General features: G+C 44.3%; 11 protein-coding genes and 1 tRNA gene. 5 read left to right on the top strand and 7 right to left on the bottom strand.

Going from position 1 to position 16316, the window contains the following annotated elements:
* The first annotated feature begins 235 nt into the window (after positions 1-235).
* Positions 236-3865: a glycosyl hydrolase 2 galactose-binding domain-containing protein gene (locus BQ7394_RS20085; RefSeq protein WP_075559027.1), complete on the top strand. Its 3630-nt coding sequence runs from the start codon at positions 236-238 to the stop codon at positions 3863-3865.
* 425 nt (positions 3866-4290) lie between these two features.
* Here the strand turns inward: BQ7394_RS20085 and BQ7394_RS20080 are convergent, their stop codons facing one another.
* From BQ7394_RS20080 to BQ7394_RS26680, 5 genes are all read right to left on the bottom strand, one after another.
* Positions 4291-5847: a M81 family metallopeptidase gene (locus tag BQ7394_RS20080; protein ID WP_075559026.1), complete on the bottom strand. Its 1557-nt coding sequence runs from the start codon at positions 5845-5847 to the stop codon at positions 4291-4293.
* 34 nt (positions 5848-5881) lie between these two features.
* Complete coding sequence (locus BQ7394_RS20075) at positions 5882-7393, bottom strand: RagB/SusD family nutrient uptake outer membrane protein (protein ID WP_075559025.1); 1512 nt, start codon at positions 7391-7393, stop codon at positions 5882-5884.
* 12 nt (positions 7394-7405) lie between these two features.
* On the bottom strand, positions 7406-10744 hold the full coding sequence (locus BQ7394_RS20070; RefSeq protein ID WP_075559024.1) for a TonB-dependent receptor: 3339 nt from the start codon (positions 10742-10744) through the stop codon (positions 7406-7408).
* A gap of 203 nt (positions 10745-10947) precedes the next feature.
* Positions 10948-11247, bottom strand: a complete 300-nt coding sequence (locus tag BQ7394_RS20065) for a FecR domain-containing protein (protein WP_075559023.1) — start codon at positions 11245-11247, stop codon at positions 10948-10950.
* A 41-nt stretch (positions 11248-11288) separates the two neighbouring features.
* Positions 11289-11870, bottom strand: a complete 582-nt coding sequence (locus BQ7394_RS26680; protein WP_449406351.1) for a FecR family protein — start codon at positions 11868-11870, stop codon at positions 11289-11291.
* A gap of 507 nt (positions 11871-12377) precedes the next feature.
* Between BQ7394_RS26680 and BQ7394_RS20055 the strand changes: the two genes are divergently transcribed.
* The 3 genes from BQ7394_RS20055 (at position 12378) to BQ7394_RS20045 (ending at position 14208) form a co-directional block, all read left to right on the top strand.
* Entirely contained in the window at positions 12378-12947 is a 570-nt protein-coding gene (locus BQ7394_RS20055) for an RNA polymerase sigma-70 factor (protein ID WP_075559021.1), read from the top strand.
* Positions 12948-13033: 86 nt separating this feature from the next.
* Complete coding sequence (gene aroB / locus BQ7394_RS20050; protein ID WP_075559020.1) at positions 13034-14098, top strand: 3-dehydroquinate synthase; 1065 nt, start codon at positions 13034-13036, stop codon at positions 14096-14098.
* Positions 14099-14134: 36 nt separating this feature from the next.
* Positions 14135-14208 (top strand) — tRNA-Pro (locus tag BQ7394_RS20045).
* A 54-nt stretch (positions 14209-14262) separates the two neighbouring features.
* Here BQ7394_RS20045 and BQ7394_RS20040 read toward each other — a convergent pair.
* Positions 14263-14544: an HU family DNA-binding protein gene (locus BQ7394_RS20040; protein WP_075559019.1), complete on the bottom strand. Its 282-nt coding sequence runs from the start codon at positions 14542-14544 to the stop codon at positions 14263-14265.
* Positions 14545-14572: 28 nt separating this feature from the next.
* Positions 14573-15463: a helix-turn-helix domain-containing protein gene (locus BQ7394_RS20035; RefSeq protein ID WP_075559018.1), complete on the bottom strand. Its 891-nt coding sequence runs from the start codon at positions 15461-15463 to the stop codon at positions 14573-14575.
* Positions 15464-15965: 502 nt separating this feature from the next.
* Between BQ7394_RS20035 and BQ7394_RS20030 the strand changes: the two genes are divergently transcribed.
* Positions 15966-16238: a hypothetical protein gene (locus tag BQ7394_RS20030; RefSeq protein WP_075559017.1), complete on the top strand. Its 273-nt coding sequence runs from the start codon at positions 15966-15968 to the stop codon at positions 16236-16238.
* Positions 16239-16316: the final 78 nt, after the last annotated feature.

Here is a 16316-nt window from a genome sequence, read left to right as displayed (position 1 = left end):
AGATATGAATGTAGTGTCGTTGTCTATGTCCCGGGGGTTATTCACAGTTAGCCCTTCCAGGGCATTAACGTCGCTAAATAGATTCACCTTTTTCTATAATTACCACATTACCTCCTTATCACTTAACTTATTGGCATTAGCGTGAAAATTTGGAGTTTTTGCGTATATTTGCCTGGCCTTCTTTTCAGAAAGGATTGAATCATTCAAAAAATACAAATTAAGTAGACTCTCATAAATGAAAAAATGTAATGAACAGCAAGCAGTTTCTCGTACCCTCACTCTTTGTGGCGTAATGGTAGCCTCATTGTTGCTCTGGGGATGCAGCGGAGCAGGTGCGACAGACAAATCATTCGAGCGATCGGACTATTATTCACGTGGTATCGGTCAGTATCCCGGTAATCCGAAGGAAGATTTTTCTCCGGAATTGGTTCCTGACCGGGGTACATACCGGAATATCGCCCTCCGGCGTTCGGCATTCAACTCATCCAGTCACGATTATAATCTGACGGCCCAGTTGGCGACCGACGGTATCGTGACCGACGGGCAACCGCAGTATCTGATCCTCTCCACTCCGGCTGGCGAAGTTCCTCGGCGTGAACGCGAATGGATGATTGACGAGGGCCCGTACTCACGGAATACCTTCGAAGGAGCCGATACCTGGTTTCAGTTTGCGCTGAAGAATTACAGCCGTTCAGTTGATAAATTGTCGTTGGTAGGAAATCTCGTTTACGACGATAAATTGGCAAAAGACGGTTTCGATATCATTTGCGAAGGTTCCGACGATGGACAAAACTGGACGGAGGTAGGACGATTGAGCGGCAAAGGATTGCCGGGTGAAGCAGTACGTTTCCGTGTGCCGGTCACCGACCCGAACAAACAGACCGAACAGATCTCCATGCCGGTTCGCAAGCTGAATGAAACGATTTCGTTCGATAAGGAGGCTACCTATTCCAACTACCGTGTTTCGTTGAAGATGCCGGGAGCCCACAGCTGGGTGCTGATGGCTGCCGATTTTTATAATAAAGGCGGTCTGGTGGAAATGAAACCTTCCCAGTTCTTCAACAGTTCCTGGATGAGTGCAACGACTGGGGAAGAATGGTTGTATGTGGATCTGGGTAGCCGCTCGGAATTTGACAAGGTTATCTTGCATTGGATCAATAAAGCCGTTAAAGGTAAAGTACAGGTTTCCGATGATGCCGTTCAGTGGACGGATGCAGCCGAACTGCCCGGCGGCGAGAGCCTGAAAGATGAAATAGCGTTGGGTGGCAGCAAGAAAGCACGTTACGTACGTATCCTGATGCAACAGCCGGCTAACGACAGCCGTTATATCCTGAGCGAACTGGAAGTGATGGGTAAAGGCGGATTGGTTCCCCAACCTGTTGCCGCTCCGGCCGTATCGCAAGGGAATATCAACCTGTCGGGAGGTAATTGGAAACTTCAACGGGCTTCCGAAGTGACTGTCGCAGGTGAAAAGATATCTACTCCGGATTTTCAGCCGGAAAACTGGATCGTTGCCACTGTACCGGGTACTGTCCTGAGCAGTTACAAGAATATCGGGGCTGTCGCCGATCCGAACTATGCCGACAACCAGTTGCAGATATCCGAGTCGTTCTTCAACTCCGACTTCTGGTATCGGGACGAATTTGAAATGCCGGAAAACTTTAAGCAGGAGCGTCTGTTCCTCAATTTCGACGGTATCAACTGGAAAGCGAACGTCTACGTGAACGGCCGGAAGATAGGCCGTATTGAGGGTGCTTTTATGCGTGGCAAGTTCGATGTGACGGATGTGGTCGTTGCGGGTAAGAACGTAGTTGCCGTAGAGATTATCAAGAACGAACATATCGGTGCGATCAAAGAAAAGAATGCACAGAGCACAGACTTTAACGGGGGTATCCTGGGGGCTGACAATCCGACCTTCCATGCTACGATCGGTTGGGACTGGATCCCGACGATGCGCGGACGTAATATCGGTATCTGGAACGATGTGTTCCTGACGACCACCGGAAAGGTGACGGTAGCCGACCCGCTTGTACAGTCTGTTTTGCCATTGCCCGATACGACCTCTGCCACACTGACGGCGGAAGTGATCGTGAAGAACCACGACGCCAATGCCGTAAAAGGAATGTTGGAAGGTAAAGTGGGCGATATCACGTTCCGGCAACCGGTTGAGCTGGCTGCCGGGGAAGAGAAAGCGGTCGTTTTCGACGCCAAGGATTTCCCGCAGCTGAATATGCAGAACCCGCGTTTGTGGTGGCCGAAAGGATATGGCGAACCGAACCTGTATGATGCCAACTTTACCTTTAAGATAGACGATAAGGTGTCGGATGCCAAAGACTTCAAGGTCGGTATCCGTCAGATGACTTTCAATGAAGATAATCAGATCCTGAGCCTGTTCGTGAACGGTCGTCGTTTCATCGGACGTGGCGGTAACTGGGGTTTCAGCGAGTCTAACCTGAACTATCGTGCCCGTGAGTATGATATCGCCGTGGCTTACCATGCCGATATGAACTTTACGATCATGCGTAACTGGGTGGGTATGATCGGCGACGAGGAACTGTATGAGGCTTGCGACCGTCACGGTATCATGATCTGGCAGGACTTCTGGTTGGCGAACCCGGCTGACGGACCTGATCCGTATTATCCGGAAATGTTTATCGCCAATGCGGAAGATTATGTGAGACGTATCCGCAGCCATGCATCCATCGGTATCTATTGCGGACGTAACGAAGGTTTCCCGCCTGAACAGATCGACAAGGCATTGCGTCGGATTGTCAAGGACGAGCATTCCGGTATACATTACATATCGAGCTCGGCCGACGATGTGGTAAGCGGACATGGCCCGTACCGTATGCTTCCTGCAAAAGAATACTTCACCTTGAAGACCGGCAATGATAAGTTCCATAGCGAACGCGGTATGCCGAATGTGTTGACGTATGAAAGCATGCTCCGTACCTTCTCTCCGGAAGGTCTTTGGCCGCAGGACAACCAGTGGGGTATGCACGACTATACTCGCGAGGGAGCACAGGGTGCCACTTCTTTCAACGAGATCATCGCGAAGGGATACGGCGAACCCCGGAGTGCCAAAGAATTTTCCGAATTGGCCCAGTGGGTGAACTATGACGGTCACCGCAGCTTGTTCGAGTCCCGCAGCCTGAACCGTAAAGGGTTGCTGATGTGGATGAGTCATTCCTGCTGGCCTTCTATGGTGTGGCAGACATACGATTATTATTTCGAACCGACAGCTGCCTACTTCGCTATCAAGAAGGCTTCCGAGCCGCTGCATATCCAGTGGAATCCGGCAACCGACGAAGTGGAAGTGGTCAATTACAGTGCCGGTGCGCATAAAGGTCTGACGGCAAAAGTGCAGGTATTGAATATGGATGCTTCCGTAGCCTGGGAGAAAGAGGTGACGATCGACAGCAACGAAGATACGACTAACAAATGTATCAAACTGGAATTTCCGGCCGGCTTGTCGAAGGTTCATTTCATCAAAATGACTTTGTCTGAAAACGGTAGCATTGTTTCTGATAACTTCTATCACAGAAGCCTGGAAGAAAACAATTATCAGGAGTTGCGTAACCTGCCGAAGGTTGACCTGAAATCGGATGTTGTAATCAATAAGGAAACAGACGGAAACTGGACGGCAACAGCTACTATCGAGAATACGACGTCTACTCCGGCTCTGATGATCCGCATTAATGTGGTTGGCGGTACAGATGGCCTGCAGTTCCTGCCTATCTTCTATTCCGACAACTATTTCGCTCTTCTCCCCGGAGAAAAGAAAGAAGTACGTTTCCATTGGAAAGACGAAGATACCCGGGGAAATACACCGAGGGTCGTTGTTTCGGGATATAATGTAAAGTAAAATAAGTCCGAAAGTTATTCTAAAATAAAAAGGGACTGTCTAACAATTTCGAGTTAGTCAGTCCCTTTTTTTGTTTGGTTCAGTATGCACCAGATATGAATGCTTCATTTATTATCAGATATAAGCTATCTTTCTTTACAAGGCAACGCCTTGTGCCGCAGGCTTTATTTTGCCGTCGGTTTTAACCGACGGATGTAAAAGACAGGAGGCAAAGCCTCTCCCTCTGTGGGCTTCAGCCTCCTTAAAACAAGACAGTCTTTATATATTCAAAGGGGTTAAAACCCACAGAGGAATCCGGCAGAGCCGGAGCATCTATCCGTCAGCTGAAGCAGACGGTAAAAGAGAGCCTGCGGCATGAGGCGGAGCCTCATAAAAGACTCAAATATTGCTCCTATTTGAAGCTCACCTTTTTCTATATTGATACTTTATCTACCATAGAAATGCTTAGCAGAAGGAACCATGATAACGCTCAACTCCGGATCTGCCATGTCAGGATCGATCGGAAACATTGGTCTCACGATATTCTTATATGGAAGCTTCTTGAAGTCCTGATCCACTCCGCCGCGCGTAAAGGCCATCACCCAATCTGCTTGTATATTGTACCATTGGTTTACAAGGTAACCTTGTTTAACCATTACAATATCCATTTCCTTCGGATCGATTCCTGAACCTTCCAGGTTTGGAGTGGGAGATGATGTACCTACTACCACATAAATGCTTCCGGTTTTTACGATAGCGATATCCCTTTTACGTCTCCAGGACTCCGCACTCTTGTCTTCTTCCGGGCTGACATAAACCACGGTACCTGACAATTTCACGGGACCTTCGTAAGAATTATCTACCATGGCACCTACCATGCCTTCTACGTGTCCGCCTACGCCTACCTTACGTGCCTGCTCGACCACCTCTTCTCCCGGGATGGAACAATAAAGAACGCTCTTTCCTTTATCGGTCTGGAATTCCGGACGCTTCAAGAGTCTCGCCAGAGTCCAGGTGACCTCACCTGAGCCTCCTCCGCCGGGATTATCTCCCATGTCACTGATAAAGAAAGGCTTCTTTTTACTCGCTACAGCCAAATCGATACATTCTTCGAGCGAATATCCCGGTGCCTCCAACGAGAATTGCTTACGGATATCCCAGAATTTTTGGGCGAGTTTCTTCGCTCCGGCTTTTACCTGTTCTTCATTATCACCGTAAACCATTACGACTCCCTGGTTCCGTGGGTTGTCTCCCCAAACATAACCGATCCATATACCTGCATCTATCACTCCGGGCATGGCTTCAACCTCGGGAACCAATGCGTACAGCGATTTCGCAGGCTCGACGCGGGTACTCGACCATTCGCCGGATACCAGGACAGGAACAGCAACCCATGCCTTGTATGCCGGACGTCCTTTTCCTGATTCAATACGTTCGAGAAGGTTGACCACGCCCCGACGGTGAGATTCGCGGGAATCATCGTGGGGAGCCTTGCGGTATGTAGTGATGAGGTCGCTGTTGAGGGCTACCAGCCAGGAGGCGTTGCCGTGAAGATCCATCGTTGTCGTGACAAGGACATCGTTTCCGATAAGGCTGCGTACTTTTTCCATAAATTCACCTTCAGGATCGGCCACGCCTTCCACGCTACAAGCTCCGTGGTTATAAAACCAGAAAGCATCGTATGGCATATTGGCCTTGATCATCTCCAATGATTTTTCCACAAATGCATCGTACGACTCTTTTGTCACGGGGCCTCTTCCTCCGCCGTAGCCAATTTGAGTGGGAAGCCAAGTGGCCGCCTGTCCCATTGCGGAGTCAGAACTGAGATAGTCCGGCATTCTTACGGGATGTCCTACGAGCGGCTGCCTGTTCGGGACGAACACGCTGTTTTCTATCTGTATACCGGCAATACCGATACGAGGTTTTTTCTTCTGTCCAAAGGCTTCTCCGACGAACGATACGGCCAGGAGACAGATACCGAGCAATAATAGATTTCTTTTCATGCTGTTATGATTTATGTAAGTTGTTGTTTCTTTATTAATTCTTTATTAAACCTCCACTAATGTCAATCTCGGTTTGAGGTATGGGCAATACTTCCGCACCAGCTTTGAAAGGAGTCTTAGCTCCAAATTCTGCTTTCTTGGTTCCGTTAAAGACTTTCTCGCCCCATCCTACACGTACCACGTCAAAGAACCGGAAACCTTCCAATCCTAACTCCAGATGACGTTCGTTCATGATGTCTTCAAACAATTGCTCTCCTGCATTGTTTTTAGGAGCCAGGTTGACATGACTTCTTACCTCGTTCAGATACTTTTGCGCATTAGCGATATCGCCGCTGAAATAACAAGCCTCGGCATAGTTCAAATATACCTCTGCAAGGCGGATAAGCCTGAGGTTTGTTGGTTGGTTATTCCCCCTGTTCTCCTCTCTTTCCCCGGGCGCAAGATACAATTTGCGATTGTACCAGCCGGTTCGGTCGTCTGTAATGGGGTCCACCTTGCCTTTAGCCGCAGTCTCGATCTCTATGGCCTCTTTCGTGGAAAGTAGTGTCGTATTCTTTCGTATGATATCCCCCTCCGCGTCATAAGCGTCCGCCAAAGCTTGAGTAGGCTGTGCGCAACCGAAGCCGTTAGTCATATTTCGGGGCATGGACATCAATACGTGACGGTTACCGTTATTTACACCGTATCCACTTTGAGTTGGAGAATTATACATATTTATTTCCAGGATAGACGAGATACAGTGTTCCCCCTTCAGGGAGAATTGCCAGGCGTATTCTTCCGGGCTCACTAAGCTATATTCGCTACCGCATTCCTTTTGGAAATTCTCGAATGCCTTTTTTACCTCATCGTATTTTTTCGCATACAGGTAAACACGCGTTTGCATGGCAATGGCCGCACCTTTGGTGATTCTTCCCGCATAGGTTGTTTCGTAGTTCGTTATCTCACTTTTCTTAGGTAAAGCACTAACCGCATCGTTCAAGTCTTGCTCGATAACAGCATATACTTCCTCGACAGTCGAACGTCCGAGTCTTTCATGGGCAAGATCCAGGACTCCCGTATAACAAGGAACACCGCCAAATGTTTTCACGAGTTCGAAATAGGTATAGGCACGGATAAACTTGGCCTCACCGATCATCTGTTCTTTATTGTACGTCGAGAAAATGGCATCGTCGGCCGTTTCCATGTCCTGTATAAATAAATTGGCTTTATTGATACACTGGTAAGAATACCGGTATTTGTTCAAAATCTCAGTATGATCTGCCTGATACTGATAATTCTCCAGCAATGTAAAGGTTTGAGCGTCGTTTGAAGAACCGCTATAGGTTGCGTCGTTCGACAATACGTCTCCGAAACATTGCATCGACCATGTGTAACGGAAATCTTTCATGCCGGAATAGACAGCTGTCAAACGCAAGAATGCTTGTCGTTCTTCTGTCAGCTTTCCAGCTTCCGGGCTACCTAATGGTGCCAAATCCAAATCCGCGCAACTGTTGAATCCTGTTAAAATCGCGAGTGCGATTCCTATGATATATTTGTTTTTAAGCATAACATTATAAATTTAGAATGTAACATTAAGACCTCCGGTGAATGAACGGTTCTGAGGATAGATACCGTAATCTATACCTCTGGATAAAGAACTGGACTGACCCACTTCCGGATCCATACCCGAGTAACCGGATATTGTAAACAGGTTCTGACCGCTTACATAAAAACGTACCTTTTGTAGTTTTATCTTCTGCGTGAGAGAAGCGGGTAGGGTATAACCCAGCTGGGCGTTTCTCAATCGGAAATAAGTGCCGTTTTCCACGTACATGTCTGAGAAACGGTCGTTATCGTTTGAGTCCGTAGACGTCAGGCGAGGGATATTCGTATTTGTATTGGTTGGCGTCCAATAATTCATTAACGCTCTATCCTTGTTTGTTATATCGTTCGGGAAGTAGGTGTAATAACGCATCGCGTTAAATATCTCATTACCGATCGTTCCGCCAAACTGCAAATTGAGGTCGAAGCCTTTCCACGCCATACCCACATTGATACCGTATATGATATCCGGAATAGGATTACCGATCATGCATCTGTCGCTCGAGTCTAACTTACCGTCGCCGTTCGTGTCTACAAACAATACATCACCTAATTCGGCATTAGGCTGGAAATCTGCCCGCTTAACGGCATCCAACTGCTCCTGTGTCTGGATAAGCCCATTTGTCTTATAGCCCCAGAATGCGCCGATAGGCATACCTTCATTCGTGTAGGTGAGGTACATGGTGCCGTTTCGGAATGGTCCGTCGGAAATAGGCGTACCGCCGTTCAGTTTCGTCATTCGGTTGCGTATGGTCGACATATTCATTCCCACGCTGTATTCGAAGCCGCTTTCGGTCTTGTCTCTCCATTCGAGATTCAACTCGATACCGCGGTTGTTTGCCTCACCGATATTGGTGTAGGTATTATTCGCATATCCCATATAGATAGGCATAGGAGCTGCGAGCAACATGTCCTTCGTTGTCTTGTAATAATACTCGAAGCTGAAAATCATCCGGCTGTTAAAGAAGCTCGCGTCAAGACCGATATTAAGGGATTCCGTGGTTTCCCATTTGATATCCGAATTACCCAATCTTGCCACGGCAATCCCCTGATACAAGGTCTCATTCTCCCTCGCTCCGAATAAAGCACCGTATGATGTGTTCAATGAAAGCAAGCTGCGATCCACATAATTGGTGATATTCTGGTTTCCGATCTGTCCCCAGCCCGCACGAAGTTTCAAGGAAGAAACCCAATTTGCGTTCAGACTCTGGAAGAACTTTTCGTTATCTATTCTCCAACCCAAAGCGAACGAGGGGAAGTTACCCCAGCGGTTTTGGGAAGAGAATTTAGAGGAACCGTCTCGACGGAAAGTGGCTGTGACAAGGTATTTGTTATCGTAATCGTAGTGTAAGCGACCCAGATAAGACATCAGACCATATTCGGTAGCGCTATTGCTTGCCGTGGTTTTGTTCTTATCCAGTGTAGCGTCTACATAGTGCAGGTTATCCGACTCACCGATAAGATCTCTCGCGTTTACACTCAGGCTTTCCCGCTTACCCCATTCGTTGGTATACCCCACGATAGCGGATATGGAGTGTTTTTCGGCAAACTGCTTATCATACGAAAGGGTATTCTCGAACGTATAGTAGTAGCCTTTGGTCTGCGACTTCGATAAACTGCTTTCTAAATTTTTCTGGCTAGAAGATACCTGATAAACAGGAGAGAAAGTTTTATTGTCGACTCTTCTGATTTCCGCTCCGAAGCTGCTCTTGAACTTCAATCCTTTTATAATCTGCCATTCACCATACATATTGCCGATGAAAGCAAGTCTCTCTCGTTTATTGTCCCGATACATGATGCTCGCCAACGGGTTATAGTAGTCTATATATGGAGAGTAACCATACGAACCGTCCGCGTTTTGGGCAGGAGTTACCGGGGCCAGGCGGAGTGCGTTACTTACGACACCATAATCGGCGTCGTACACATCGCTACTGTTGCGCTCGTTAATACTCGCATCGGTAGATCTTGCGATCGATGCGTTGGTACCCACTACCAAATGATCTTTAATCACTGTTTTTTCCGTACTTTGACGGACACTGAACCGTTCATAGTTGGATTTCTTGATCGTACCGTCCTGATTGATATAATTCAAGCCCAGGTTAAATTTATAGTCGTTCTCTTTACCACCGCTTATGCCGACACTGTAGTTATGCATAAAGGCTGTATGCGTGATCTCGTCCATCCAGTTGGTGGAAACGTTACGATCGACAAGGCTTAAGTCGATGGGAACGCTCCTTACGCCGTTCAACTGCTCCTGATAGTCATACCATTCCGGACCTGACATCAAATCGATGTTATTCAATATCTTGTTCATTGACCAATATGCATCGAATGTGACAGTGGTTTTTCCTACGGCTCCTTTTTTCGTTGTGATAAGGATGACGCCGTTCGCGCCACGGGAACCGTAAATAGCGGAAGCGGAAGCATCTTTAAGCACTTCCATAGACTGTATATCTGACGTGTTCAGGTAGTTTATATCCGTCACGGGCATTCCGTCCACGACGAACAATGGTTCCGCATCGTTTACCGTACCGACACCTCTGATACGGATCGTGGCGGCAGAACCCGGAGATCCGGAACTGGAAGTAACGGATACACCGGTAGCCAGGCCTTGCAATGCACTAGAAACATTGGCCACAGCTTGACGAGCGATTTTCTCTTCGCTCACGGACGAGATAGCCCCCGTGATATCGCTTTTTTTCATCGTACCGTAACCGACAACGACTACTTCGTCCAGTGTCTGCAGGTCTTCTGCCAGGACGATCCTCAACGATTGCTGTTGTCCGACTGGTACTTCTTTTGTTATATAACCGATATAAGAGATAACCAGGGTAGCGGATTGAGGTACATTGCTGATAATGAAGTCGCCGTTTACGCTTGTGATAGACCCCGTTGTTGTACCTTTCACCATTACATTAGCACCGATAACCGGTTCGCCGTTCTGGTCTACTACCACACCGTTGACACTTTTTCCCTCCTGATTGATGGCTGGAGCTGCGTCGGATGCAGTTTCTTTTTTTAGAGTCAGGATAATATTCTTATCCAGTACTTCATATTTTATATCCGTATTCTTGAATAGATCCTCCAATACTTCGAATACGTTTTTTTGATTGGCACGGATAGATACCAGCTTATTCGTATTCACTTGCTTTGTATTGTAGAAGAAATTGAAATCCGACTGGGATTCAATCTGTTCCAAAATCGTCTGAATGCTTTGATTCTTTGCTTCAACAGACAATGTGATTGTCTGGCTATACGTATTTGCCGCGTTAACTACTGTGAGTGTCGCGATTAGCAATAATGCAGTTATTTTCATACGTAAAAGTGTTTTCGTTTGGATATTACTTCTTTTTCGCATAGATTTATAGTGTTTTAAAGGTAAACAATAATGATGGCTTGCTGTCAACAAGCAGTCGTTTTTTTCCACACGGATAAATATTGGCGTATTTATTCGTGTGTTTTTTGTTTTAAGGATCTCTTATTCTCATGATAGCTTTTTGATTTTAAGGTTAGACATTATTAATATAGTTCTACCCGGCTTTTGATGATTTCTCCATCTTGATCGAGCTGGTAATCCATTTTATATCGTATGCCGGATGATCGTTTGAAATGCTCCAGCACACGTTCGAACTGCTGATTGGTGAAAACACCGGTGAAAGAATATTTATAAAAAGCGGGGTTTTGTATTATGAACTCTACGTTAAACCGTTTGCTCAGTATCCATAAGATCTCGGAGAGGGGAGTCTCTTTTAAAATAATCTGACCATTCTTCCAGGCAATATCTTTGGGTACATATGCTTCGCAGACTTCGGTCTGCATGGTTTCCTTATCGTAACGAACCTGTTCGTTAGGTTCTATTTTTATAGTNCGGATGATCGTTTGAAATGCTCCAGCACACGTTCGATCTGCTGATTGGTGAAAACACCGGTGAAAGAATATTTATAAAAAGCGGGGTTTTGTATTATGAACTCTACGTTAAACCGTTTGCTCAGTATCCATAAGATCTCGGAGAGGGGAGTCTCTTTTAAAATAATCTGACCATTCTTCCAGGCAATATCTTTGGGTACATATGCTTCGCAGACTTCGGTCTGCATGGTTTCCTTATCGTAACGAACCTGTTCGTTAGGTTCTATTTTTATAGTGTGCGACAGGTTGTTTTCGTTTGGGTAACAGAATTCGATGGACCCCTCGATAAGTGTTGTTGCTATAAAACCGTTGCTACTGTAAGCGTCCATATTGAATTTGGTACCTAATACATTGACGGAAGAATTTCCCGAATGGACAATAAAAGGCTTTTCGGCGTTGCCTATTACTTCGAAATAGGCTTCACCGTCGAGCGTTACTTCACGGGTATTACCGGAAAATGTGTTTGGGTATTTAAGATAAGAAGAGGAGTTAAGCCATACTTTTGTGCCGTCGGGCAATATGGTCGAACCGATCATTCCCGGTGTCATACGGGTTTCCAGGTAAAAAACAGGCACTTCCTCCCTGGGTTGTAACAGCAGAAAACCAGACAAACCGAGTAAAGGCAACAGCAAGATGACGGCAACCCTTTGAACAAAGAGATACAATTTCCGGAATTGCTTTTCTTTTATCCGTTTATTGACCTTGTCCAATGCTTTCTGCGGAGCGGAACGTTTCACAAACTGTAAAGATGTAGTAGCTAAAAAGAGTTCATAATAATCTTCTGCAATTTTTCGGTTCTCTTCCGATGCATTGATCCACTCTTCTACTTCGACCTGTTCCTGACCGGTTAATTCACGGTTTATATATCGAAACAACTCCAGTTCATTTATCTCTTTTTTCTGCTTCATTCTTGCGTTGTTTTTAATATGACAGTTCAGGAATGAAAGTTCCTAAACAAAATTGGTAGTTTGGTTCTTTTTTTTTAATTTTGTTTTACAGATGCAAAGAGCCTGCCTGTTAAAAACAGATTATGATAAAGGTAAATGAGTCATACAACAAAAGATGAAAGACTGTTTGAGTCTCTTCAACAGGGAGATAAAAAGGCCTTTAATACTTTCTTTCTAAGGTATTATCCTGTCTTGTGTGCTTATGCAACACAGTTTGTCGGGGTTAATGATGCGGAAGAAATTATACAGGATATGATGGTTGGTATATGGGAACGTAGAAAGGATATTGTGGTTGAGTCTTCTTTGAATGGTTATCTTTTCCGTGCTGTGCGGAATAAATGTTACAATCATATCGACAAGCTTCGTTTGCATGAACAGGTACACTCACTCATTGCCAGCAAATGGCAATTACAGTTTGAAGATCCGGATTTTTATGTGGTAGAAGAATTGACACGGAAAATAGAAGAGGCGTTGGAAAAACTCCCGCAAACATATCGGGAAGCTTTTGTGTTGAACCGGATCGATGGCAAGACCTATAATGAAATAGCGGCAGAATTAAACATGTCTGCCAAAACGGTCGATTATCGTATTCAGCAAGCCCTTAAAAGTCTTCGTGTTGAATTAAGAGATTATCTTCCGTTATTACTGATCTTAACCGGGAATTAAGATAATATAGTTATTACGAACCTTCCTCTTTGATAATAGGATTACAAATAATACCTTTGTAACCAAGAAGCAAAAAGATAAAATATATGGCTGATCAAAAAGTGGTGATTAGTAAGGACCTGAAAGCAGACTTGCAGGAATTCCTTACTTCATTGAATTACGATAAATTGTTTGTTCTCACAGATACGAATACACAGGAAAAGTGTTACCCGTTAGTCCAGGATGTTCCAGCCCTCAAGGATGCTCCGGTTATTACCGTAGATGCCGGCGATACGCATAAAGGTTTGGAAGCTTTATCGAATATTTGGATGCGTTTATCCAACGAAGGGGCTTCCCGCAATTCACTGTTGGTGAATCTGGGCGGTGGTATGATTACCGATATGGGTGGTTTCGCAGGTGCAACTTTTAAACGGGGATTGAAAACGGTCAATATACCTACGACACTCATGGCGTCGGTGGATGCTGCCGTTGGTGGAAAAACTGGTATTAACTTCAATGACCTGAAGAATGAGATCGGTTCTTTCTATCCGCCCGAATGTGTGTTTATCGACTGTGAGTTCCTGCGTACGCTGGATCGTGACAACCTTTTGTCCGGTTATGCGGAGATGATCAAACACGCATTGATCAGTTCGATGGATACCTATGCGACGGTCATGCTGTTCGATCTCGACCAGAAGATGGATTATGCTTTCCTGAATAAGATGGTGGCGCAGTCTGTTGCCGTGAAGGAACGTATTGTGGCGGAAGATCCGAAAGAACATGGTATCCGCAAGGCATTGAACTTCGGACATACGATCGGGCATGCTTATGAAAGCCTGTCGTTTAAGAAGAATCGTCCTTTACTGCATGGTCATGCGGTGGCTGCCGGTATCGTGAGCGAGTTATATCTTTCTCACAAACTTTGTGGTTTTCCATCTGCCAACCTGAGTCAGGTCATTCAGTATATCAAAGAATATTATCCTCCTTTCGTCTTCGACTGTAAGGACTACGAGACTTTATATGAACTGATGACCCATGACAAGAAGAATGAGGGCGGTATAATCAACTTTACCCTGCTTTCGAAAATCGGTGAAGTTCAGATAAATCAGCAGGTGACAAAGGAGAAAATACTGGAGTCGTTAGATTTTTACCGCGAAAGTTTTGGTGTATAAAGGAAAAATCCTACCTTTGCACCCGTAAAACAAAAACGGGATGTAGCTCAGCCCGGTAGAGTACGCGTCTGGGGGGCGTGTGGTCGCAGGTTCAAATCCTGTCATCCCGACACTGCTGAGTAAAAAAGGGATTAAGTTGAAAAACTTAATCCCTTTTTTGTGTCTTATTCGGCTCCGTTCATTCGTTCAATTAGCTGTGAAGCGCATTTGAAATGGACGATGGTACGTGGTGTTAGCTGGATGACATCACCGTTTCTAGGGTTTCGTGCCGGACGGCTTGTTTGTAAACGAGGTTTAAATGAGCCGAAGCCGGGGATAAATAAGCGTTCACCGGCCTTTGTCTGTTCTACGACCATATCTGTAAAAGCATCAAGTATCGTCGTAATGTCTTTCTTGCTAATCTCTGTTCTCTCTGTTAATTCATTAATTAGTTGACTTCTGTTCATCGCTTTTTTTATTTAGTTAGAAATTTGTTTATAAGTTCTTGTCCAATTTGCTTTTCCTGTATTCGGAAGGAGACATACCTGTATGTTTTCGGAAAAATCTTCCTAAAGAAGACTGATTGGCAAAGTTTGTTTTCAACACGATCTCCTGTATATTTAATGATGAATCTCTGAGCAATGCTTTTATTTCTAGGATGACATATTCCAATATCCAGTCTTTAGCCGATTTACCGCTTACTGTTTTGATGATCGTTGTTAAGTATTTGGGTGTTATACATAACATTTTAGCATAGAAAGAAACTTCCCGTTTTTCTTTGTAGTGCTTCATGATCAGGGAAAAGAATTTATCAGCCAATTCTTTTTTGTGAGAATCCATTGTCGGTATATATGGCAATGAGTCTATTTTATAACTGTTATAAAGATCCAGATAAAGAATTCGTAATATATGGATCACAGACTCTCTTGGATATAAGTTAGAAGGAGATTGGGCCTTTGTCCATACCATCTTATAATAATTGCCGAAGTTCATTGATTCGTTGTCTGACAACTTATAATGGAAATGACTTCGCATATAAAAGAAGAAATGAGGAGAAAACCTGCAAATTCCACTTAATATGTCATTGAATAACGATGGTGAAATGGAAAAAGCAGTTACTGTAAAGTCGTTGCTTATTTCATTTAAACAAACGAGTTGCCCAGGTAAGAGTACTACCAGTTCGTTTTTTACGAACAAATGCTCATGACTATGGACTTCGATCTTAGCGCTTCCTCCGGAACAAAGCATCACCATCCCGCATTCTGTATATGAAGGATACGGAGTTATAGGAATTTCTCTGACATTCTTGTAGAATATTAAATCGTTTTTTATAGAATTTATGGTGTCATTATTTCCTACGCATATTCTGTTTTCATTTAAAGACATCACCCTATAATTGTATTTGTGTATAAAATTAAAACATCGTTCTTTATGATATTCAGACAGTGGAAGTATGGTATGACAATGAAGAAATATGGTACACCTCTTTACATTTTTTGTTATTGACAGCACCCGATTGAATCATATAAACCGACTTTTATGGGTGTTTGTTCATTATCTGCTCTTTAAAAAATGTTGTTGTTTCTTTTGAATGTTAGCATTTTCTTCTTTGTGTTTGCTGCTGTATAGTAGTTGGTTTCTGCTATGGAAGCTTCTTTACTCCTGCATATTGGGGAAGTAATCGACACCTTATTTGAAGCGTAAAAAGATAGAAGAAATTTGTCTGATGGAATGATTTTAATGAAAGTTTGAAATTAAAGGCATGAAATGGTGGGAAAATAAGAAGATGTTTGTATATTTAAAGCTGTAAAGAATCAGCAAGCATAACAAACTTGTCTGCTTAGTGGTTATTAATAAAAAAGCAAGTATAACTTTAAAGTCAAACATCATGGGAAAGAATCAATTAATTCACAGTAATGAGTTGCATCTCATTGAAAAAGCTGAAATTCACAATGCAGCTAAAAAAATGGTAGAGTCATTAAATCTTGCCGCAGGTTCGACAGGAGGTTTTGATATTTATAAAGTGGTAGAAGTTTATTTTACAGATCTGGAAAAGAGACATGAAATGAATCAGCTTTTAGGTATTCAGGAAGATTGCGCTTATTATGGTGCTAAAGAACAGGCAGCCGAATGTGCGAAAGCGGAAGCTGCCAATGAGTAACTAAGGCTTCAATACAAAAATAGAAAGGAGATACTTGTAGAAAGCATCTCCTTTTTTATTTTCTCTTTTCTGTATTGA

It is taken from the genome of Parabacteroides timonensis, from assembly GCF_900128505.1.
In the GTDB taxonomy this organism is placed as follows: Bacteria; Bacteroidota; Bacteroidia; order Bacteroidales; family Tannerellaceae; genus Parabacteroides; species Parabacteroides timonensis.
Note: the sequence above shows the minus strand (reverse complement) of the source record. Positions and strands in the feature narration are given on the sequence as shown.